The sequence below is a fragment of the Drancourtella sp. An57 genome, from assembly GCF_002161525.1.
Lineage (GTDB): Bacteria > Bacillota > Clostridia > Lachnospirales > Lachnospiraceae > Sellimonas > Sellimonas catena.
The window spans coordinates 160,667-182,860 of record NZ_NFHY01000007.1 but is presented as its reverse complement, the minus strand read 5'-3'; the positions used below and the strand labels follow the sequence as shown (position 1 = coordinate 182,860).

24 protein-coding genes are annotated in these 22,194 nt (G+C 43.8%); 4 read left to right on the top strand and 20 right to left on the bottom strand.

Features of this window, described 5'->3' with window-relative positions; translation table 11 throughout:
- The first annotated feature begins 390 nt into the window (after window positions 1–390).
- The gene (locus B5G11_RS07710; RefSeq protein ID WP_087252748.1) at window positions 391–879 is read left to right on the top strand and encodes a DUF2798 domain-containing protein; all 489 of its coding nucleotides are present in this window, start codon (window positions 391–393) and stop codon (window positions 877–879) included.
- 73 nt (window positions 880–952) lie between these two features.
- Here B5G11_RS07710 and B5G11_RS07705 read toward each other — a convergent pair whose 3' ends face one another.
- The 16 genes from B5G11_RS07705 to B5G11_RS07630 all read right to left on the bottom strand — a co-directional run bounded on the left by B5G11_RS07705 (window position 953) and on the right by B5G11_RS07630 (window position 15,307).
- Complete coding sequence (locus B5G11_RS07705; protein WP_087252747.1) at window positions 953–2,083, bottom strand: toxic anion resistance protein; 1,131 nt, start codon at window positions 2,081–2,083, stop codon at window positions 953–955.
- Window positions 2,080–3,303 (bottom strand): 5-bromo-4-chloroindolyl phosphate hydrolysis family protein, encoded by a 1,224-nt coding sequence (locus tag B5G11_RS07700; protein WP_087169707.1) that lies wholly within the window; start codon window positions 3,301–3,303, stop codon window positions 2,080–2,082. The genes B5G11_RS07705 and B5G11_RS07700 overlap by 4 nt, the downstream gene beginning before the upstream one ends.
- Window positions 3,304–3,941: 638 nt before the next feature.
- Window positions 3,942–4,958 (bottom strand): hypothetical protein, encoded by a 1,017-nt coding sequence (locus B5G11_RS07695; RefSeq protein WP_087169706.1) that lies wholly within the window; start codon window positions 4,956–4,958, stop codon window positions 3,942–3,944.
- A gap of 55 nt (window positions 4,959–5,013) precedes the next feature.
- The gene (locus B5G11_RS07690) at window positions 5,014–5,271 is read right to left on the bottom strand and encodes a helix-turn-helix transcriptional regulator (RefSeq protein ID WP_087252746.1); all 258 of its coding nucleotides are present in this window, start codon (window positions 5,269–5,271) and stop codon (window positions 5,014–5,016) included.
- Window positions 5,272–5,282: 11 nt separating this feature from the next.
- Window positions 5,283–5,774 (bottom strand): hypothetical protein, encoded by a 492-nt coding sequence (locus tag B5G11_RS07685; protein WP_087252745.1) that lies wholly within the window; start codon window positions 5,772–5,774, stop codon window positions 5,283–5,285.
- Window positions 5,775–5,997: 223 nt separating this feature from the next.
- The gene (locus B5G11_RS07680; protein WP_087252744.1) at window positions 5,998–8,493 is read right to left on the bottom strand and encodes an ABC transporter permease; all 2,496 of its coding nucleotides are present in this window, start codon (window positions 8,491–8,493) and stop codon (window positions 5,998–6,000) included.
- A complete protein-coding gene (locus B5G11_RS07675; RefSeq protein ID WP_087169704.1) occupies window positions 8,483–9,178 on the bottom strand; it encodes an ABC transporter ATP-binding protein in 696 nt (231 codons plus the stop codon). The genes B5G11_RS07680 and B5G11_RS07675 overlap by 11 nt, the downstream gene beginning before the upstream one ends.
- A gap of 74 nt (window positions 9,179–9,252) precedes the next feature.
- Window positions 9,253–10,218 (bottom strand): HAMP domain-containing sensor histidine kinase, encoded by a 966-nt coding sequence (locus B5G11_RS07670; protein ID WP_087252743.1) that lies wholly within the window; start codon window positions 10,216–10,218, stop codon window positions 9,253–9,255.
- Entirely contained in the window at window positions 10,203–10,874 is a 672-nt protein-coding gene (locus tag B5G11_RS07665) for a response regulator transcription factor (RefSeq protein WP_087252742.1), read from the bottom strand. The genes B5G11_RS07670 and B5G11_RS07665 overlap by 16 nt, the downstream gene beginning before the upstream one ends.
- Before the next feature lie 97 nt (window positions 10,875–10,971).
- On the bottom strand, window positions 10,972–11,766 hold the full coding sequence (locus tag B5G11_RS07660; protein WP_087252741.1) for a hypothetical protein: 795 nt from the start codon (window positions 11,764–11,766) through the stop codon (window positions 10,972–10,974).
- A 566-nt stretch (window positions 11,767–12,332) separates the two neighbouring features.
- Complete coding sequence (locus tag B5G11_RS16315) at window positions 12,333–12,509, bottom strand: hypothetical protein (protein WP_158099234.1); 177 nt, start codon at window positions 12,507–12,509, stop codon at window positions 12,333–12,335.
- A 22-nt stretch (window positions 12,510–12,531) separates the two neighbouring features.
- Window positions 12,532–12,855 (bottom strand): Sec23/Sec24 zinc finger-containing protein, encoded by a 324-nt coding sequence (locus B5G11_RS16705; RefSeq protein WP_087252739.1) that lies wholly within the window; start codon window positions 12,853–12,855, stop codon window positions 12,532–12,534.
- Between the two features lie 58 nt (window positions 12,856–12,913).
- The gene (locus tag B5G11_RS07645; protein ID WP_087252738.1) at window positions 12,914–13,117 is read right to left on the bottom strand and encodes a hypothetical protein; all 204 of its coding nucleotides are present in this window, start codon (window positions 13,115–13,117) and stop codon (window positions 12,914–12,916) included.
- A gap of 86 nt (window positions 13,118–13,203) precedes the next feature.
- Window positions 13,204–14,061, bottom strand: coding sequence for a hypothetical protein (locus B5G11_RS07640; protein WP_087252737.1), 858 nt, complete (start codon window positions 14,059–14,061; stop codon window positions 13,204–13,206).
- A 15-nt stretch (window positions 14,062–14,076) separates the two neighbouring features.
- The gene (locus B5G11_RS07635; protein WP_087252736.1) at window positions 14,077–14,904 is read right to left on the bottom strand and encodes a hypothetical protein; all 828 of its coding nucleotides are present in this window, start codon (window positions 14,902–14,904) and stop codon (window positions 14,077–14,079) included.
- 91 nt (window positions 14,905–14,995) lie between these two features.
- On the bottom strand, window positions 14,996–15,307 hold the full coding sequence (locus B5G11_RS07630; RefSeq protein ID WP_087252735.1) for a hypothetical protein: 312 nt from the start codon (window positions 15,305–15,307) through the stop codon (window positions 14,996–14,998).
- 118 nt (window positions 15,308–15,425) lie between these two features.
- Between B5G11_RS07630 and B5G11_RS07625 the strand changes: the two genes are divergently transcribed.
- Complete coding sequence (locus tag B5G11_RS07625) at window positions 15,426–15,662, top strand: helix-turn-helix transcriptional regulator (RefSeq protein ID WP_076779142.1); 237 nt, start codon at window positions 15,426–15,428, stop codon at window positions 15,660–15,662.
- A 372-nt stretch (window positions 15,663–16,034) separates the two neighbouring features.
- On the opposite strand, the gene B5G11_RS07620 is transcribed toward B5G11_RS07625, so the two are convergent.
- From B5G11_RS07620 to B5G11_RS07605, 4 genes are all read right to left on the bottom strand, one after another.
- Complete coding sequence (locus tag B5G11_RS07620; RefSeq protein WP_087252734.1) at window positions 16,035–17,576, bottom strand: MobA/MobL family protein; 1,542 nt, start codon at window positions 17,574–17,576, stop codon at window positions 16,035–16,037.
- Between the two features lie 335 nt (window positions 17,577–17,911).
- On the bottom strand, window positions 17,912–19,207 hold the full coding sequence (locus tag B5G11_RS07615; protein ID WP_087252757.1) for a virulence-associated E family protein: 1,296 nt from the start codon (window positions 19,205–19,207) through the stop codon (window positions 17,912–17,914).
- Between the two features lies 1 nt (window position 19,208).
- Window positions 19,209–19,832, bottom strand: a complete 624-nt coding sequence (locus B5G11_RS07610; RefSeq protein ID WP_087252733.1) for a CHC2 zinc finger domain-containing protein — start codon at window positions 19,830–19,832, stop codon at window positions 19,209–19,211.
- A gap of 109 nt (window positions 19,833–19,941) precedes the next feature.
- A complete protein-coding gene (locus B5G11_RS07605; protein WP_070087366.1) occupies window positions 19,942–20,190 on the bottom strand; it encodes a hypothetical protein in 249 nt (82 codons plus the stop codon).
- A 208-nt stretch (window positions 20,191–20,398) separates the two neighbouring features.
- On the opposite strand from B5G11_RS07605, the gene B5G11_RS07600 reads away from it, so the two are divergent.
- On the top strand, window positions 20,399–20,989 hold the full coding sequence (locus B5G11_RS07600; RefSeq protein WP_242958975.1) for a helix-turn-helix transcriptional regulator: 591 nt from the start codon (window positions 20,399–20,401) through the stop codon (window positions 20,987–20,989).
- Window positions 20,990–21,018: 29 nt separating this feature from the next.
- Window positions 21,019–22,080: a site-specific integrase gene (locus B5G11_RS07595; protein WP_070087364.1), complete on the top strand. Its 1,062-nt coding sequence runs from the start codon at window positions 21,019–21,021 to the stop codon at window positions 22,078–22,080.
- Window positions 22,081–22,194 lie beyond the last annotated feature (114 nt).

The following is a 22,194-nucleotide window of genomic DNA, read 5'->3' as shown; positions in this document are numbered from 1 at the left end:
GTAATTTCTGTGGCGGTCCGTCAAGCCAATGCGGAAAAGCCGTCCTCAGGATTGTCACTCTGAGATGTTTTGTGCTGACAGTTATCAGCGGAACGTGTTATATATTATCATCCAGGCTTATAAATGTCAACAACTTTTTTATCTTTTTTTCTTTTTTATTTCATCACATGTTTTCTACTGTTTTTATGAGAAAAATTTCTGTTTGAATTTTTAATCTAAATTTGCTATAATCATCAGCGTACGGATCGACGTACAAATAAATCTTATAGTTACCTAAACAAGGAAAGGGCTTTAATCAGCCAAAATAGAAATAAGTCTTCCAGGCGTAGTCTATTGTGCATTCAGTGGATTAACGCCTTTTTCATTGAAATGAATTAAGGAGGACTGATTATGCCAAAAACAAAATTTCAAGAAGTAATCTATGGACTGCTGATGACCTTTTTCATGGTTGCAGCAATGGAACTCTATAATACCGGCCTGCGTATGCGCGGACTGACAAATGCCGGTATTCTCTATGCCTTTCGTGAGATGGTCATTATTTATCCGATCTGCTTTGTGACGGGCTTCTTCTTTATCGAACGGATTGCGCCAAAGATTGCGTTCCGTCTTGTAACCCCGGGCGAAGATAAACCGATTTTCGTCACGCTTGCCAGAGCGAGCGTCACCGTCGCTTTCATGTGCCCGATCATGAGCTTCTGGGCCACTGTGATTTTTAAACATCCCGGTGTTGAATTTATTCCGGTATGGCTTCAGACATTTGTCTGCAATTTCCCGATGGCCTTTTTCTGGCAGATTTTCTTCTGCGGCCCGCTTGTGCGCTTTATTTTCCGCATGATTTTCGAAAGAAAGAGTCGTACCGAAGTCTGTACAGCCGAGTAATACGGTCAGCAGTCTTTCGCTTTCACACAAAAAGCGTCCGCACTTTTATTCGTACGGACGCCTTTTTTATTTATTATCTGATCTGAAGAAGCTTGTCCTTTAATTCCTGCTCCATCTTTCGCAGTTCTACTTCTGCCTCCTGACGCTTTCTACGCCCGTCTTCCTGAATCTGCATTACTTCATCCAGAGTAGAAATGAGTGATTCATTGGTCGCTTTGAGCGTTTCCATATCTACAATGCCTCTTTCGGATTCCTTTGCGGTTTCTACCGTTGCCATCTTCAGAGTCTCTGCATTTTTCCTTAACAGCTCATTCGTCATATCTGTCACTTCACGCTGTGCTTCTGCTGCCTGTCTGGAATGTGCAACACCAAGGGCAAGTACCATCTGACTCTTCCAGAGCGGAATGGTATTGACAATCGTGGACTGGATTTTTTCTGCCATGATTGTATCATTATTCTGCACCAGACGAATCTGCGGCGCAGTCTGGATGGATACCATCCTTGTCAGCTCCAGATCGTGAATCTTTTTCTCAAATCTCAGACACATGGATTCCAGATCTCTGGCCGACTGCGCATCTTCAGCAAGACCGCTTCTCTGCGCTTTCAGTTTCATTTCTGCAAGATCTTTCTCCCTTACGTCTTTGAGTTTCTTTTTTCCGGCCATGATATACATGGTCAATTCTTTAAAATAGGTCAGATTTAATTCATACATCTTGTCCAGCAGGGCAATATCTTTCATAAGCTGAACCTGATGCCCTTCCAGTACTTTGCAAATCTGATTGACATTCGTCTCTGCACTTGCATATTTTGATTTCAGATTCTGCAGTTTGTTTGCCTGCTTTTTGAAAATGCCGAAAAATCCCTTTTCTTCCTCTTCATCAAAATTTTTCAGTTCCTGTACAACGCCGCTCAAAAGATCTCCCACTTCGCCAAGATCTTTCGTCCGCACATTATCAAGCGCCGTCTCCGAAAAATCGGCCATCTTTTTCTGTGTTCCGGCTCCATACTGGAGAATCATGGTCGAATTCGTCAGATCGATCTGGTTTGCAAACTGCTCTGCCATTTTCCGCTCTTCGTCTGTCAATACGTTTTCATCCATAACCGGCTCTTCTTTTTCCTCCGGTTTGATCTCCTGTTTCGTATCCTGAAACGGATCCAGGGTCAATACCGGACCTGTCTGTAAATCTTTTAAATCCTGACTCATGATTTCCCTCCTGTTTTAAAATCGTCTTCTGTAAGTCCTTCCTGTGCCAGCATCATTTTCAGCACAGTAATATCTGATGAAACATCCCAGGCTGTTTCCTGAAACAGGTCATCCAGAAGCTTCTCAAATGCGATATTCAGCGTATCAAGTGTATCTTCGATTTCTTTTTTAGAATTCAGAATATTTTCACCCTGTACCGGCTGGTGATCCAGCTCCTCATATGCTTCCAGCAGTTTCACTGCCGTCGGGAGATAATATTCCATCAGCTTTTCAATGTCATCCACCGCATCCGGGTCCTGCTCCACTCTTTCAAAGATCCGCTTTGTCAGCTCTTCCATCCTTGAAATCTTTTCGGATACAACTTCTCCCGGTATCGCATCATTACACTCTTTCAGCTTCCGGATATAGTTCTGCCCGGTCTCGATTACGGTACGGATCTGAGGATCCATCTGCTGCCTCTTTCTGGCACGCTCCTCCTCCCTTGTTTTCGCTTCCCATGCCTTTTTCTTTTTCTCTTCTTCTTCGTTCTTTCGGGCTTCCTGCTGCTTTTGCATCAGCTCCCTATATGCATCATAAGCATCGTTGCTCGTAATCAGGCATGTATTTGTATCATCCAGGTGTCCCTGTAAAAACCAGCGCTTTTCGATCATCCATTCCAGATCTTTTAAAACGGTTTTCTCCTTTTTCCTTGTCCGTCTGGCCAGTTCGCTTACATTACAGTATTCTTTTCCCTGCAGTTCAGAGAGATAACTCTGAAAACGCCTTACACGCCCAAGCTTCTTCAGCCCGGCCGCCCCGATTCCTCCAAAAATCACTGTAAATATCAGAAGCGTAACAAACCCAAACGTAAGGCCTGCATTTTGCTCCAGCAAAAGCATAGTCAGACCGGTGAAAATGAACCCAAGCAAAAACACTGCTCCAATTCCAAGTCCTGTAATGGAAAGTGCCATGCCGGCTGCTTTCTTACCTCCGGTTCCGGCGTACAGTACCGGCCGCTTCAGCTTGCTTAAGTCTACTTTTGCCCAGTCTTTTTTTGTGCTTTGCTCTCCGCCTGCACTCTGTCTGGCGCTCCCTGAATTTTTCCTGAAGCTTCCCGCCGCACTGTTAATCGTATCGGTAATCGTCTGATTCAGACTTCTGAAATCCATCGAATCTACAGCATCCTGAACAGTTCTCCTGATGTCTTCTCCGAATCTTTCCCAATCCCAGTAATTTCTCATTTCTGCATCCTTTCTTCCGTTTTTAAAACGGATCCATGCAATTATTATACTTTATCACTTTTAACACTTCAAGAGATTCCACCATGCCTGAGTAAATTTTCATACCTTCTCTGTCATCCATTCACCCCCACCGGACAGGCACAAATTTCCAACAAAAAAAGAAGCGGTTTGACGCTTCCACTCCTCTGATACCACGTGTAAAGACGGATACCAATACTTTAAATATCAGCACCCGTCTTTACTTTGATTCTTCAATCATTCGTTTACCTCTTTCTTCCGGATTTCATTTTGGTAAATAAGTTTACGTTTTTGGTGGTCTGTACCTCTCTTTCATAAACTTGATGTCCCGATACTCAGCGCCTGTATTTTTCTCGGAACGTCCAACACCTGTGTTGAAAGGAAATAACAACTGAATGTTTACGGCTCGCGTCCGTCTTACAATTCTGGTCTGTTATTTTATGGTTATATAATAGCACCATAATTTCGTTTTGTCAATATATTTATCTATATTTTCTTCATTAATTTATTATTTCCTTTTGCAATATTTATTTTCAGAATATTTTGTCTTTTTCGGATTGTCCTTTCACAATCTCAGAGATTCAGAAAAGACAGGGCATAAAACCCTGTCTCATTCATCCTTATCGCATCCGTTCTCCCATACCATTCATAAAGTCTTCAATGACCGGAAGCCGCTTCACCCGTCTCAACTTGATATCAGTAATCTCACAAAGCTCTTCGAGCGCCGCCTCTACAATAATATTGCTGACACGGATCTCTCTCGGTGCGCCAAACTGTCCGATAAACTCGATCAGGCTGTTTGCCAGTGATTCCAGCTGATCCTCCTCCGGCCCGAGAATCTGCGCTTTCATAATCAGCTCTGTCCTGGCCTCCGCTATCACAATCATTCTCATACTTCCCGGACGGTCGTAGCTTTTGTCATTGATTTTTGCGGCCTGATATGCCACATCCATTTCAAGAACGTAACGATTATTTGGTACATTTTTTAACGTCTCTATGATTTCTGCATCATTCAGTTTCAGACTCCGGTAATTAAAGGAGACAAACGGAAGCTCTTCCGCACCCCAGTAATGATTATCCGTATCCGGATCTATGGAATACACATACATTTCTCCACCCCGGAAGTTTACATTTACCTCCTCGCTGCGGTATGTAAGAACCGCCTCTTCCAGAAGCTCCAGATAATAGCACATCCGATGCACTTCGTCCTGATTCAGCTGATATGGATAATAGCCTTCTTTATAGGAACGGAAATAGAGCCACTGATTTTTCCCACGATATTTATATCCTGTATCTTTGATGATTTCTCTCTCTTTTTCCGTCAGCTCTTCTCTGTTTCCCCAATAGCAGGCCAGACTGCTCTGATTTCCCATTACAAACTCCGTTGACAAATTGAGTGCTTCCTGATTCAGCATCATCATAAACGTATTGAGATCCCTGTACCCCTCATATACAACAATCCCATAATATTCTCCGCCTTTTCCAAGAATGCTGACAAAGGCTGCATCCTCCTTTTCTCCTTCTCTCAGGCAAATCAGATCCAGATCCCAAAAGTCCTCCCACGGCTTCAATTCCCTGATTCTGGTCGCCACATCATATAGTTTTTTCCATTCTTCCCTGCCGGCTTCCTTCCTCATGCTTTTCACCTCAATTTCCTTTAGTTTTATACAAACATTAAATGATAAGTTAATGTTAATCCCTTTTTCCTGTATCGTCAATATCCTGTTTGTCTGCCTCTTCCTCCGTTCTTTTTTGAAACTCCAGAATGTCCCCGGGCTGACAGTCCAGCACTTCACAGATGGCATCCAGAGTCGAAAACCGGATTGCTTTTACTTTCCCGGTTTTTAAATTAGACAGGTTTACTGTAGAGATTTCGACCCGATTGGAAAGTTCATTTAGAGAAATCTTTCTGTCGGCCATCACACGGTCCAGTCTCAATATAATTGCCATGTTTTTCCTCCTTACAAGATTTCATCCAGTTCTTTCTGCATCACAAAACCTGCCATGATGATCCGGCCAAGAACAATTAAGAGCAGCCCCGGCAGAAGGAACATCCCATCAATCAGCACGAAAGATCCGTAGGAACAGATCTCGAACCCGGAACTCTGATATCCTCCCAGTCTTGGGATCACAATAGACGCGATCACGAACAGGAGTCCACTAAACTGAATCCCTTTTGTCAGCGTTGATGAAAACGGCTTTTCATCAATCAAAATCTTAATCAATAAGACAAATGCTATCAGTATAACAAAATAATAAACCTCCCCGGATGCAAAGGATGCGATTTCCTGCTTTCCGATTCCTTTTACAAACAGCATATCTACCGTGTAGTCGATACCGGCTATTGTCATTGCCCCGGTTAGAAAAATGGCAACTCCGATCCAAATCCGGATTCGTTTCAGAAAATCCTGTTTTTTCTTTGGCTGTGTATCCAGTTCAAAATCATTTTTCATAGCAGTTCCCTCCTATCTTCCCTGTTCTTTCCTGCTTCTATTATACACCTGCTTCCAGAATTTCGAAACAGAATTTAATGATAATCATTAAATTTTATTCGTTTTTCATATAATATCTCATATGCAATCGAAGAAATTGAAGGAATTGGGAAAAGCGAAGGGACAGACAGAGAGGGACATCAGGAGTCTTTGACTCCCGCTGTCCCTCTTGTGCATCTCCTTATTATTCAAATCCCCGAATTCGTTCTATCAGGGAATGTTGTTTTACCATTTTCTTCCACGCAATAAAAGGTGCTGTCATACAGATCAGAAATACGACTGCAATTCCGCATACGAGCGGTAAAACCGGTACGGCGAATGGAGCGCCGCGGTAATTCATGGACTGGAAGATTCCATAGGTTACTGCAAGTCCGGCAGTCATGGTAATCAGAAGGGATCCTGCTGCGTAAAGCAATCCTTCCAGAAGCAGCATCCATTTCATCTGCCGGTCAGTCATTCCGATGCTTTCCATAACTGACAGTTCCACCAGCCTGTTCTGCACACTGCTGATTGAAGTATTAATATAATTCATAATACCTATCAGTGCCAGAATAAACACAAGCCCGGTTCCTACCAGCATCATATTTCCCTGTGCCTCCCGGATCGTTTCCATCAGATCAATTTTGGATTCCATCGATAAATCTCTGTATCCGGAAAGTCCTTCCAGTTCTCCAAGAATCCGGTCTTCTGTCCCCTGATCATATGTTTCCTCATAATAGATCCCCATCTTAAAAAGCATTGGTTCTGCCGCAAATTCTTTGAGCGCCTGTTCTGAGACAATGATGGTCGGCGGATATCCAACCAGCGCCGTATAGTAATTGTCATCCGTCAGGCCTGCAATGGAAAATGTCTTCGTATGTTCCGGATTGGAATACTCTGCGCAGGTCACCTCTTTTCCCTCGACATCCGAACTTGTAAAATCCAGACCGTCCCGATACAAAATGCAGGTATCGCCTCGCATAAATGCTTCTTCATCCACCGGCTCTGCAAGCGCCTGATTCAGATTTTCAAATGCGGCCTGATCGATCCCGATCATGGAAGTGCCAAAATTTTCAGGATGTTCCTGATATTCTTTCTTCTCATCCTCATAAGGAATCGTCATCCACATTTCATAAAATTCTTTCATCCACATGTCGGAAAACTCCGGTTCCCATGGCACAATGATCTCCGCAAAAAAGACCGGATGTACATTTTTTACACCTTGTGTCTGCTTCATGTTCTCCAAAGCGGAATCATCCAGAACCGCTTTCCTTTCCTCCTGTGTTTCTTTCCGAATCGTGTCATTTTGTACAACCAGATCCAGATCCATGGAATTGGATGTATATTCTCTTGCTCCCTGACTGGAAAAAAGAGTTGCCAGACACAGAAATATCGAAAGCCCGGATGCAAGAGAAACCATCACAACTCCTGTCTTCTTTTTCTCTTTCGTGATTTGTTTCTTTGCCAGTCTCCACAGCACCTTTCCTCTTCCGGTCTTGCCGGAATAGCTTCTGTTCTTCTGCGGCCGGTAGCCAATCGCTTCCAGCGGAGAACATCCTGCCGCAATCTTTGCCGGTTTCCTTCCCGCCGCCATTACCGTTATCCCCACAATCAGAATGGTAAGCGCAAAAATCAGCGGATGAAAGGAAATCTGTACCTGTCCTGCCTGCCCGGTCCGGATTCCCAGCGACTCTACCACAAAAGGGATCAGGAAAAAGGATACTGCACACGCGAGAAGGATTCCGCATGCAGCGCCGCCCCCTCCGATTACCGCCATCTGCCGGTAAATCATGCTGTAAATCTGACGTTCTGTCATTCCAATCGTCTGAAGAAGTCCGTAATACCTTGTATTTCCTGCCACTGACAGATACATGATATTATAAATCAGAAGATAGGCACACAGACAGATCATGGCGGCCAGCCCGATCATACCCGTCACAATGGAGATCGAAAAGCTCATATCCTCTGAAAAGAACATTCTCTGCTGCTTTCCAAGATTCATATCCTCAATCAGAGCATTCTGCTCTTTTTCCGTCATCAGCTTCTGCCGGATATCCATATAAAACCGGCCGGAGGCAACATCCGAAACCTGGTAGCCGGACGCTTCATAAAAACTTTGGGAGACATAAAATATCTTTTTCTCACCGTAGCCGCTCCATTTTCCGGAAATCCGGAACTCTTTTTCAAACGATCCTTTTGGCGTTCCGACCGTCATTCGAAATGTATCACCTATATCGAGATTGCCATAGCCACATTCTTCCAGTGCCTTCTCCGTCACCATGATTTCATTTTCCTGTTTCGGATACTCTCCCTCTACAGATGTCCGGGCCGGTTCCATCATGGTGTCCCAGAACGTCGGATCCGCCCACATCAGTCCGACGTTTGGTGTATTGTCCTTGTCTGTCGCCTCTACATATCCCGACACCGCGCAGATTCCGGTCCGTAGAATATCTTCGTTTTCGTCGCAGAATTCTTGCTGCTCTTCCGTCACTCCATACATAATCGCATCAAACTTAGCTCCGTTCATTCGGATATTCTGGATCCTCTGCATTTTAAAATAAGTCACTCCGACTGTCAGCACGCTGAAAAGAAGAAAGGCGGACAATAAAACAGCGAAAAACATTGTAAGCGTTTTTCTTTTGTTTTTTGCAAGCGCACTTTTGGCCAGTCTGGAAATGATTTTCCCGTTATTATTTTTCATCGTGAATTCCCCTTTCTTTCACGATTTTTCCATCTTCAATATGGACAATCCGGTCCGCCATCTGGGCAATGTCCATATCGTGGGTAATCAAAATCACGGTCTGCCGGAACTGTCTTGCAGCCACTTTCAGAAGCCCCAGCACGTCATGGCCGGATGCGCTGTCCAGATTTCCGGTCGGTTCATCGGCAAGAAGAATCCGCGGTTTTGATGCAAGCGCCCGCGCAATGGCGACTCTTTGCTGCTGGCCGCCGGACAGATTGCTCGGAAGTGCTTCTTTCTTTTCCTGAAGCTTGAGAAGATCCAACATCTCTTCCATAAATCTTTTGTCCACCGGGCGCCCGTCCAGTTCAATCGGCAGTACGATATTTTCGTATACATTCAAATCCTGCACCAGATTATAATTCTGGAAAACAAATCCAACCTTTCTGCGCCGGAATACCGTCAACTGTTCCTTATTCATTCCGGCCAGATTTTTCCCGTCTATGCAGACGCTTCCTTCCGTCGGGACGTCCAGCCCGCCCAGCATATGGAGTAGCGTGCTTTTCCCACTGCCCGATTTCCCGACAATCGCCACAAATTCCTGCTCTTTTACTGTAAAATCCACACCGTCCAGCGCCTTAACAATATGTTCCCCCAGCCTGTAATACTTTTTCAAACCTTTTGCTTCTACCATCCATTGACTCATAGATACCCTCCTCACTTTCTGCTGTCATTTTTATCTACACTTAAAGGATATCTGTCAAAAATCACAAACCTGTCTCATTCCGTAATATTCTCGGTTTTGTGATTTTCCACATTCTGCTCCGGACTTTCCGGAAGATAAAGGCAGAAAACAGATCCCTCGCCTTCTTGGGATCGGACTTCGATGTATCCGTTCTGAAGTTCCAGAATCTTTCTTGTGAGATAGAGGCCGATTCCGATTCCAGGCTTTTCGTGCACCTCCGGTTCCCGGTAAAAGCGTTTAAAAATTTCCGCCTGTCGTTCCAACGCAATGCCTTTTCCATTATCCTGAATACTGATTTTTGTAAAAATCTCCTGTCTGGTCACACTGATATGAATCTCCCCGCCTCGCTGCGTATATTTCACAGCATTATCCAGGACATTAAATATCGCTTCTTCCGTCCATTTACTATCATGAAGAAGCCACAGTTTGTCCGGGCACTCTACATAAAGCGCGATCTGTTTTCCCGCAGCCGCCGGCACAATCTCTTCAATCGCCTTCCGGATTGTAGTGCACAAATCAGAAGTTTTCATCTGCACCTGAATCAGCCCCGTCTCCAGCCTGGACATTTTCACCATGCTTTGGAGAAGAAATTCCAGCTTATCCGCCTGCTTGTCCAGGCTGTTCAGGAATTCTTCCTGACGGTCCGGCTGCGTCTCTTCCCGCAGAAGCGAAAGGTATGCCTTCATATTAGAAAGCGGGGTTCGCGTCTGATGGGAAATATCGGAAATCAGGCTTTTCAGTTCTTCCCTGCTTGCCCGGTTTTCTTCCTCTTTCTGCTTCCAGATCCGCCCAATCTGGTTCATTCTGACACTGCATTTTCCAAACAAGGTATCTTCCACTTCTTCTGTCGTATCCGGCTCTCTCCCCGACAGAAGGGCATCCATATTTAGTTCCAGCTTCCCTTCAAAAGTCAGTACGACCTTCGTTAATTTGACATATTTAAGCCCAAGAACAAGCGAAACCGCTATCATCAGGCCTGCCAGTATTATGCTCCAATCCATTGATATCCCATCCCGTATACATTTGAAATATATTTGTGCTCTTCATCTTCGATTTTCCCTCGCAGCCTGTTAATGTTGACTGCCAGCGCATGCTTGTCGACAAACTGATTTCCACCGTCCCACAACCGTTCCAGCAGCACATCATAGGTGAGCAGCTGCTTTCGGTTCATCAAAAACTGGCGCAAAAGCCGGAATTCTGTCGGTGTCAGAAGACATTCCGCCTCTCCCGTTAAGACTTTTGCCCCGTCGATATCCACTTTCAGCCATCCATCATCATACTCTTTCGAATCAGCCGGAGTCATATGTTTCAGAATAATATCAATTTTTTTCAACAGAATTTTCATGGAAAACGGCTTCGTCACATAATCCACGGCTCCCATGTCATATCCGGCCAGGGCGTCCTCCTCCAGATCTCTGGCAGTCAGAAACATCACCGGAGTTTTTTTCTCATTATTTACCCAGTCGCAGAAAGAAAATCCGTCCCCGTCCGGCAGATTGACATCCAGAATGATCAGCTGGAGTTCTTCCTTCCGGCAGATCTCTTTGGCACTTTCCACGGATGACGCTGAAAAAACGCGATATCCCTCTTTTTCCAACACCAGGCAGATGGCATGATTCAAATCAAAATCATCTTCTACAATCAATAATGTCTGCATCCTTTTCCCTCCCATCTTTCTTGTTCCATCGTATCATATTTTGGTAGTTTTGGCTTTCTTCAAGGGAAAAATCACAGGATTGTGATTGTTTTGTAGTTTAGATGAGATATCTGGCGACGAGCTCTTCGATTCGTTTTGTATTCAGGATTGTTTTCCCCGTCTCAAATGTGAGGATCAGTCTTTCGCCCGGGAAAATGTCATTTTCTTCGTATGCGTTGATTTTTCTGACCGCATTTTCAGCGTATTCCGGGCTGTCCATTTTCCCATCATGCTCCCAGTAAATTTCCTTTCCGGTCTTTTTAGACAGGAATGTAAAATCGGGATAAACAGTGCCAAAACCATTGAGATAGAGCGGACACTCATATTTATACGGAATTCCTTTTCTGTAGAAATAATCGGCCAGAATCTTCTCTGATTTCGACCGCACCCTCTCCCCTTTGTCAGTCATGATTACAGGTGTACCCTCACGGAATTCTTTCCGCTTATATTCTCCGGATTCCCATTCTTGTATCTGCTGATCCCATGATGGCTCCACCGGACAAATCAATTTTCTTCTTTCAGGATGTTCCTTCATGAATAGGTTTTCTATTTCATCATCCTCATAATCTTTTGTGATCCTTTTTAGCTGGCCCAGTCTCTTCTCGGCAAGTTTCAACACTTTTTCATCATATGCTTTCTGAGCAAGTTTTTGCGGCAGTTCCTCATCGGCTTTCGGAATATATGCTCCATTTCTCTTTTCTCCCGGCATGCAGTGATAATATTGAATCCACCCCCTGCTTTTAGACAGGCGTAAGGATCCCGGCGGAGCATCTTTTACCTGTTTCCTCGTTTTGGAAAGAATCTTTTCTAATCTGTCCTGTTCCTTCAGCAGCATTTCTTTGATACCTGTCATATCATTTCCCCTTCCATTTCTGCATAGTATCGTTTGAATCACGACAATGCTGTCTTATTTTAGAAACCGTACGGTTAATACAAACTATTTTGCTGAACTAGCTGTAGTCCAAATCGCGCCATACGGTTGTAATTTCATTTTTGTCAAATACAACTGTAGCTTTTTACTCTAAATCATACGGTTAAAAATAGATATTTATCTCATGGAGCCGAATTCGTTTCCGATTGCCACGGACAAGATAAAAAATTTCATATATATAACCGTACAAGCAGTTTCATTTGGAATTGTTTTGGCTGATTTTTGCCTTTGAATATGTTCGAATACTAAGATTTGCTTTGTGATTTGTTTTAGAAAAATCCCGGAAGCCGAGACTTCCGGGATAAAAATTCTTCTGATATTCTTCGTAAACGTGAGATTAACGTTTGGGTAACCGAAAATGGCGGAAATACGGGGATTCATCCGGGATTTGTTGCAGATGCGTTGCAAACCGTAGAAGACTGAATGCGATTGAGGACACCTCTCTTATTAGTTTCTTTCAACCCGTTTCATTCTTCACAAATCCCTTGTTACCGGTTTAACACTTTAGAAATAATATCTCCAAAAATTCCTATTGATGCTTTCCTATCAGCCAATGCCTCTGCTAGAGTGTATTCTCCATAAACTCGCTCAACATCTTCTTCCTGCCACACGTCACCTATTTCTTCCATCTCTTCAATAAATTCTTCAACATCTCTTTTATCCATATATAATTATCGCTCCTATTCTTTACCAAACATTATCCTTGGTAATGTCATTAACATATCCACATTCTGTACATGTCCATTCATTATCATATGGATTAAAATTCAATTGATCGTTTAAATATGCACCGCACTCATCACAGTACCAGTCAATCTCTAATGTTTTTTCAACATTCCCATGTTTATCTAACTGCAACTGGTCGCCATGAATTTCGTATCCACACGAAGAACAAACCCAAAGCGCTTCATCTTCATCCCAGTAGGCGCATGCATTACATACCGGGCATTTAACTCCATCAGAATAATCCTTATTAGACAAAGCATCCAATAAACTTTCAAAAAAGCTCATTTTTCACCCCTACGCTTTCTCTTTTATTTTCTAAATACAACGATAATCACATAACCTATTAATCATCAAATATTTTGCAACTTGTTTTACACTGAGGATATGGACCTCCACATGCCGCACAACCTTCTGGAACATAATTTTCATCAATATCATATGCATATTCTGAATAGTCACAATCTGTACATTCATAATAGCATACACCTTCATCCCAATCTTCAGTTATAATGATATCTCCACCGCATTCTGGACACACATCTGGCATACCACTTTCCTCCTTATACTTAGAACATATCTTTCCAAAGCAACATGTAATCTTTGGATTTTATAAAAATAATATTGATTATAAAGCTAATACCCAATTTCCTTTAATGCTTTAGCAATTTGATCCTGATTAAAACCGTAATACTGCATCATCTCTGTTATTTGGTTTTCCGATTCTCCAACGCCATTCTCTTTTGCGTAAAGAATAGCCTGATAGTCCCAATCAACATCTATATGATCCACAGCAAACGTGGCATCTTCTATCGAATATCCATCAAATCCAACCAACACATCATTGATTAAAAAATCACGTCCGCAATGCCAATTTTGTATTTCTTGATACGCTTTTAGAACCGCATTTCTCTGACTGGTTGAAAGTTCTACCGTATATTCTTTCGATTCTAATTCTTTGTTGCAAACAGTACATTTTTTAATCTGCTTTCCAGGAGTTATAATTGCTTGTGCTGAAATACTATAATCTTCTTTTACTTCCCATTCTCCCGGAGTATGTTCTACTTTATCAATAGTTTCCACTATAGTCTTCTGGCATCGTGAACAAACAGCTTCTTTTTCTCCTTGTTCACTACATGTGGCTTCTTTTACTACTGTATACTCTTCTAAAACATGTCCTAAAGCTTCCCCTTGCGTTTTACCACATACGCTACATATTTTAGGCATTTCACAAGTAGCTTCTTCCCATTTGTGTCCTAAGGCTGTCCCTTTCGCCTCCTCGCAAGCACTACATATTTGCGGTTCTTCACATGTCGCTTCTGTCCATTTATGCCCTAATGGTTCGCCTTCCGTTTTGCCACATATACTACACGTTTTAGCCGTAGTACAAGTGGCATTGTCCCATCTATGATAACACATATAAAACAGAATGCCTGAGATGCCAGCTACTATTATTACTAAAACAACAGCGATGGTTATTTTCTTTTTATTCATTTCATCTCCCAGTCCTTATTGTGCAGGAACATCAATCATATAATTTGTAAACATCAAATCATAATTATCACTATATGCATCCGGTAATATAAACTGGAAAGCAACTCCCTGTTCGATTGCCGGGAAAATGAGCGTTCCTGAAGAACTTGTTCCAGCCATAACTTCATAAGACAACTCTGAAAGTTCAGGGCTGTTATAAAGTGTCTGACTCATAGTATCCTGATCCATTTGTTTTCCATCTATAAGTAACTTGGCCGAATATGTTCCACATGAAAAATTGTAATCTGTTCCATTATTAATCGTAACATACACTCTTGTTTCATCTTCAGCATATTCCACTTTATCTACCGTTACTACTATTCCATTTTGATCTTGACTAACCGCAGGACTTATTTCCGCTATTGTAGGAACAACAATCTCCATATAAGATCCTTTTGTTACTGTTGCATCAACAATAAGCGGACACTCAACACTGCCACCAAAAGTATTTTCTCCAGAAAATGTTCCATCAATCTTACCGTCAACCCAAACATAATCCTGATTCTGAATTCCATCTGCTGCATCAGTATGAGCAATAAAATTTTGTGTATAATTTTCAACGTCATGCCATGCTTGAATTGCCGTGGTCTCACCGTCTGTTTCCGGTGCATCCAGTAATTGCCCGCTTAATTTTACATATTTGCCGGCATATTCTTCTGGATTTGTAAAAAGACTATCGATTTCTGATTCCTCAAGATAAACAATTTCTTCAGGTTCTTCTTGTTTTTCTCCTCCGCCACATCCAGTCAATACACTAGCCCCCATCGCAAACAAAAGTGCCGAAACTAATAATTTCTTTTTCATATACTTACATCCTCCTTCTATATTTGCCTTTTTGCAAATTCTAATTCTTATTATTATCTTATCATATCAGATAGCCAATTTATAGTAACACTTATACTATTTTCTTTTCCGGTGTTATCTTTCTTTCTATATTCCTAACCATATCCACCATCAGCAATATTCCTGCTTGCAGTCCAATCTCCATATACACGCTGGCCGTCTCGCTGCTGAGTTCATTACACAGATCCAGCAATTCTGAAGTCGGGTTTTCATCATACTTTCCCACAGTCTTTTCAAATCTCATATAAATCTCATCCAGCCGTTCCTCATAACTCCTGTCATCTTCATCCGGTCCCAGGCCAAACAGAAGATAATCCGCAACTCCCCTGATTGTTGCTCTCTCAAATATTTTATCTACATGCATGTTCTGCCCATCCTTTCTCTATTACGAAACATTTCTCTATTACGAAACATTATAATCTCAATACTGCATACAATCAATATATATTTCTTTATTACGAATTTTCAGGAGTTATACAGATATGCAGAAACTCAGACCGGATATGGATATCGGCCATAATATCCAACGATTAAGAAAAGCTTCAAATATGACGCAGGATCAGGTAATCGCCCGCCTTCAGCTCATGGGAATTGAAATATCCAAAAGCACCTATGCCAAAATTGAAACCAACCGAATGAATATCAAAATCAGCGAGCTTGTTGCGCTCAGCAAAATTTTTGACTCGGAAATTTCTGAATTTTTCAGCGGACTGATTTAAACGATTTGACATCCTCATCTTACTTTGCTAATATAAGTATAGAAATAGGCACTACCGATAAGCGGTTAGTCCAAAAATGAATTAGTTACAAAAAAGTAACCGCACACTTTGGCTGAGGGGCGGTTACTTTTTTGTGTGATCTATATACGCTATCAAGATCGTAACGACAATACCAAGTATCATCAAAACGATGGAGAGCATTTCGAAATCACTCATAAGTTCGCCCTCCTTTCCAAGATTTCTCTTTGCAGAGATTTCTATGTAATCAGAGGGTTCAGTCCCTCTGTCGAAGGACTAACCGCCTACCGTTCTCTGGCAGTGCCTGATTTGATTTTATCAGAACATCCGTTCTATTTCAACTGCTATTTTTCTTTACAGACAATCTCTGTCATATCCCCGTTTCTTTGTTCGCTGTCTCCTTTCCATCTCTCTTTTCTTTTTATCCAGCTGCTCCAATACACTTTGCCGCTCTGCCCTCTGTTCCGGCTTATTACTTCGGATCACCAGATACTGTTTTTCCGGAACACTTTTCTGATCCCATTCTTTCTGCCTGTTACGGATTTTATCCAGTTCCTTCGTTGCAGATGTATATGCTTTTTTCACTGCCAGTGCATTTTCATATCCATGCAGTCCAGGTATTCCGGCGAGTGTAGCCTTCGCTTTTTTCAGTTCCTGCTGTTTTCCAGCAATCTTCTGATCCAGCTCCTTCTTTTCTTTTCCGTGAAACCATTTCCCGTCAATATCCTGCCGTTCTTTCTCCAGCCGGATCAGAACTTTCTCGACAGCATAGATCCTCTGCTCTGCTTTCTTCATCTTCTGCAGAATGTTATCCAGCCTCATTACTTCTGCTTCCTGCGCTGCTGAAGATGGTCTTTTCCCTTTTGCAATCTCCGGCAGCGGCGCCGGCGTCACATCAAATTTCAGGTCACGGTGAAATATTGGCTGTCCATTCTCGTCATATTCTGCATTCCGGAGTTCTTTGATATACTGGATAAAGCCCCGTAGCTTTCCAATCGCCTTTTGCAGGATCGTCCGGAAAATCTCCGGTTTCCACCCTGACCTTCGGATGGATTCTGCCGCCGGATCTGTGAGCTCTTTTTTCTTTGCAAAGCGCAGTTCCTCTTCGGTCACGCCTTCCACTACTGCCCGGTCTACCATGTTGTTCCACTCTTGCCGGAGATAATTATCGATCCGTATCTCCTCTGCTTTCGGATTGTTCTTCCCGATTTTTCTGGTTGGCAGATACGGACTGTTCTTATCAAACACCTTCAGTTTCTCCGCCGGATCCTGCACCAGTCCATTGATCAGATCCGTATAGAAATATTTCATATCCTCTGTAAATTTTTTCGACTTAAATTCCGGATTCTTCGGCTGGAAGAAATGCTTTTCGTAAACCTCTCCTTTTTTGATGATCCTGCAGCCGGAACGGATTTCTCCATTTTCATCCAGGATTTCTTTCTTCGTCCGGACATGTTTCCCTGTTTCATCGTAAAACATATTCCTTAAAGCGATCTTCTCCACCGGCTCATCATAAGCTTTTCTCTCTGAAAAAATAAGATGGATATGAAGATTGGTTTTCCGTTTATTGTGGTGAAGGGCGCTTGCCACAGCCACGCCGTACCGTTCCACAAATTTCGCAGTAAAATATTTCAGCAGCGTGTCATGATCATAATGGATCAGGCCAGGCGGCAGCATGATGATCAGTTCCCTGGCCTCAATACATTTTCCTTCCGTTCCGCTTCTGGCAAAATCCGCCTGATTCTCCTTTGACAGATACTGCCAGAATTTCGGATCCGCACTGGTATAGGCAGCATACAGATTTTCCTGCCGCTTTGGATCCGAGATATAACGTACCCTGCCCCGGACGTGAGGCAGTTTGACCGTCTGGATAAAACAATTCTTTCCATTTGCCATACATCTCCTTTCCGGCGGTGGTACGTCAGAAATGAACCGGTCTTTCGGTTCTGAGCCGCCCTGCGGGGCGTCCCGGCCCGACGCAGTCGCGAAATACACAGAGTGCAGATCTTCAGATCTGCGCGATGGGTGTATTTCGCTCTCAAGCGCCGAGGGCTTGGTTTCCGGCGTATCCGCCTGTTATTTTATGCCCGTATCCGGGCTGTTTCCTTTTCTCTGGTTTTTAACTTTCAAAGTTTTTTTCATCCTGTTTACAGGTTCTTGTTTACAGATTTCTCATTTTTGTGTAAACAAACTTTTGTAAACAAGGCTCAAAACATTTTAAAAGTTATCTTTTATTCAAAGGGCAGCTCTGTATTTTCATCTATATTTATAAAGCCGTCCCCGTCTTTTTTCGGATGGATCCGTTTCCAGGAACGCTGAGTTCCAAGGCTTCCCGGGAACCGGTGTGTCCCGTGTTTTTCCCATCCAATGATCTCATTATCCATCAGGTCGCCAATCTCTTTGGACTGCCATTTCGGCACCATCCCTTCATGGTGGAACACTTCCTGATAAATGATGGTAGAACATACATAGTCTTCCTCATACCGGTCCAGGAACGCCTGGATCATGCCCGTCTGGGTATCTTCCGGCATAAACTCTTTCTGGAGTGCTTTCACATAATCTTCCATATCCGGCGAGAATGTGAGAGAAAAATCTCCTCTTCGATAGATCTCCATAGCTTCCGCCCATGCCTGCAGGATGTATTCCCTGGACTCTTTCTCATTACTGTAAATGGTCGTTTCCGCTTTTTCCGGGCATACTCTGACCGGTCCGAACCGGCGGTTTCCTGTCCTGTCAAAGGGCAGGAATGCAAGATCATTGGAAGTTCCGCAGAATACACACTGCCGGTACCGGTCTTCTGCCCGCCTCTCATAAGGGATCCGATAGGTGTCCTTCTGCCTGCTCAGGAATGATTTTGTTTCCTCAATACTCCTGGCATTGGCCACCGCATTCATTTCTGACATTTCCACGATCCAGTGTCCCTGTAGATATTCATAAACCCGCTTATCATCCAGCCGTTTCACATCATCGGTAAACCACTCATCCCGGATCGCCAGATATTTGAAAAATGTAGATTTCCCGGTTCCCTGTCCACCTACCAGACAGAGCATGATATCATATTTCTTCCCCGGGTCATACAGACGGCTGATGGCCGCAAGCATATGCATTTTCATGATCTCACCGGAATACTCCGGATCAGACGCCCCGAAGAAATGGGTAAGCATGTTGCGGATCCTCGGCGTTCCGTCCCAGGTCAGACTTTCCAGCAGATCAATAATGGGATGGAAGCTGTTATCGTTTGCCACGATATCCACCGCCTTGGCAATCACCCTGTCACTGGTCAGTCCGTAATTCTTTTCCAGATAAAGGGACAGATTGTTCATATCCGTATCCGTCATCTGGACGCCCCGGCGTTTCCAGGGAACCTTTTTCATAATATCGATCTGACAGGTCATTTCATTTCTGCAAATTGCTCCCTGCAGATACGGATCATGTTCCAGCGCATATTTACAGTTCTGGATGGACTGACGGATCTTTCCTTTCTCTGTCACGTCCAGGTTCTCCCGTATCTCCCCCTGGGTCAGCATTTCATCCTCTGCAATACGCTCTAATTTCCGCATAGACTCTTCGCTGATATCGTTCCACATGCTGCTCAATCTCCGCCACCTCCTTCCGTTTACAGATAAAGAATTCTACAATTTCTTCTCCGCTTCCGGTCAGAAGAATATCCAGATAATCATTGATCTTCCTCTCGTTTTCCAACGCCTCCAGAAATTGTTCCTGCTCAAAGGCGTCCGGTTCCGATCCGTAGAACCGTTTCCAGAACCGGATCCATGACAGATAGTCGGTCAGGACTTTTACCGCATGCCGGTGCCAGTCTGTCATCTTCTTTTTAACAGAAACCGGATTCCTGTCTCTGTATTTTTTTCGTCCTTCCCGACACTTCTCTGCTGTTACCGGCAGCTGAAAATCTGCGATCAGTTTGCTGGCCGCTTCGTAAGGCGACAGACCGAACAGGCCGGCAGTCAGCCCGATCACATCCCCTTTTGCTCCGCAGGCAAAACAGTAATAATTAGTATCAATTTTCATGCTGGGATGATGATCGTCATGAAACGGACAGCATGCCATCTGGTTCCTGCCGACCCGGATCCCGTACTGCTCCGCCGCCTGCCTTGCGGTAACGTATGATTTTACTTCCTGAAATATATTCACTTATAACCTCCTCTGCTGAAATTTTTCATTGTATCTCGCAGAGGTATTTGCTATACTTGAGTTGCTAGGTCAGAGTGTAGCAATACCTCTGGAGAATTTGCCCGTGTGATCATGCATGGGCTTTTTCTTTTGTCACATCCCGGAAGTATCCGGTTTCTTCCCAGACTTTACGGTCCGGACAGTAATAACTGAATTCGCTGGCGTCTCCCACCTTCATGGCCACTCCAAACTTGACGACACCCTGCTGGATGGCAAGTCGGACGTAATGGGGATCTTTTCCCATTGCCCGGGCGATCTCTTTGATCGGAACATTTCTTCCTGTAAACGGCGGCAGCTCCACATACATTTTCTTTTCCATTCTCTTCACCTCCTTCCGGATTCCATACCCGTATTTTTAGTGCATTTTTCATTTCATTATTTCCTTTCTATACACATGAACCGCACTATCAGTTCGCATTTTATTATACGCATTAAAATTGCGTGCGTCAAGATATATTTCTAAAAATCCGCACTTGTAATTCGCATTTTAATGTGATAAGATGGACGAAAGAGAGGTGAATTCAATCATGAAACATGATACGAAACAGATCGGACTGAGAATCCGGACTGCCCGAAAGCAAAAAGGTATGAATCAGACGCAGCTGGCAGCCGCACTTGGCAAATCCCTCCGCACAATCCAGAAATACGAAAGCGGAGAGATTGAAGTGTCGCTCGCCATGATCAACGAGCTTGCCGGGGTACTGGACACCACTTCTACTTATCTGACCGGCTATGACACGCAGGAGAAGCCGCTGACCAATATGGCAGACGTCATGCAGTTTCTCTTCCAGCTGGATCAGATCCGGGAGCTTGGCTTCCGGATTGATGTGAAGCGTCCGCCGGAACACGACTGCTGGGAGTGCTCCATTACCTTCAACGGCAAAGACCTGTCGTCCTCTGAAAATGCAGATATGTGTTTATTCCTGGAAGAATTCAGGGAAAACAGAGAGGAATATGCTGCATATGGCCATTCTGCCAGTTCCTATCAGGACTGGAAAGACAAGACACTGGCCTACTATGCAGCTGTCTCGTTATCCGAAGCGGAAACGGAAGAACTGACAGAGGAAGAGCGCATCAGCCGCCGGAATGCCTTTTTAAAGGAGCAGTTCAGATCATAAGTCCTTCAAAAGAAAGGAGCAATGACTGAATGAAATTACCAAACGGCTACGGAAGTGTAGTGAAATTATCCGGAAAACGGAGAAAACCATATATGGTCCGCAAGACAACAGGATATCGGATCGATCCCGTAAAAGAAAAGAAGATTGCAGAATATATTATCATCGGCTATGCCCGGACGAAATCCGAAGGGCTGGAGATGCTGGCTGATTATAATCATAATCCTTATGATACGAAAGCCGCGAAAATGACTTTTTCCGAGGTGTACGAGGAATGGTCGAAGAAGAAATATCCGACCGTATCTGAAAGCAATGTAAAAGGATACACAGCCTCCTACAAGGCCTGTACCCTCCTTTACCACCGGGTTTTCAAAGACCTGAAACTGGCAGATCTTCAGCAGGTGATCGATACCTGCGGCAAAAATTATCCGACACTGAAGAAAGTAAAGATCCTGTTTAACCAGCTGTACGGATTTGCCCTGAAGAATGATATCTGCAACAAAGATTATTCCACCTACGTGGATATCGCACAGTACAAAGACCGGAACCCGAACAAACACAGCAGGAACAAATTTCCCAGGGAAGAGATCGACAGGATCTGGACCATGCAGGATGATAAATATTACCAGATTGTCCTCATGCTGCTCTATAACGGCACCCGGATTTCCGAATTCCTGTCCCTGAAAAAAGTAAATGTGCACCTGGATGAACAGTATTTTGATGTGATCGACAGCAAAACAGAAAACGGTATCCGGAAAGTGCCCATTGCCGACAAGCTGCTCCCGTTCTACCGGAACTGGTACAACTCCTGCCCGGAATGTGAATATCTTCTCCATACAGAAGACGGAAAACCGTTCAAGTACCGCAACTACTTCGACAGTTACTGGACACCCCTGATGGAGCAGATCGGTATCCAGCGGACACCGCACTGCACCCGCCACACCTGTATCTCCATGCTGTCCGAAGCCGGTGTGCAGGAAACGGTCATCAAGAAAATTGTGGGGCATTCCGGAGCCATGACACTGACTGAAAAGGTCTACACCCATCTGGATGTACGGATCCTGATTGACGCCATAAACAGGACTCTTGAGTAAAGATATTTTTGTTGCAAACGTGTTACAAACGCGCTGCTAATCCGGTGATTTTCACCCGGTTTTCCCCCGTTCCACCGCGTTTCCAGGGCGAAAAGAAAAACCCCGGAAACGTGA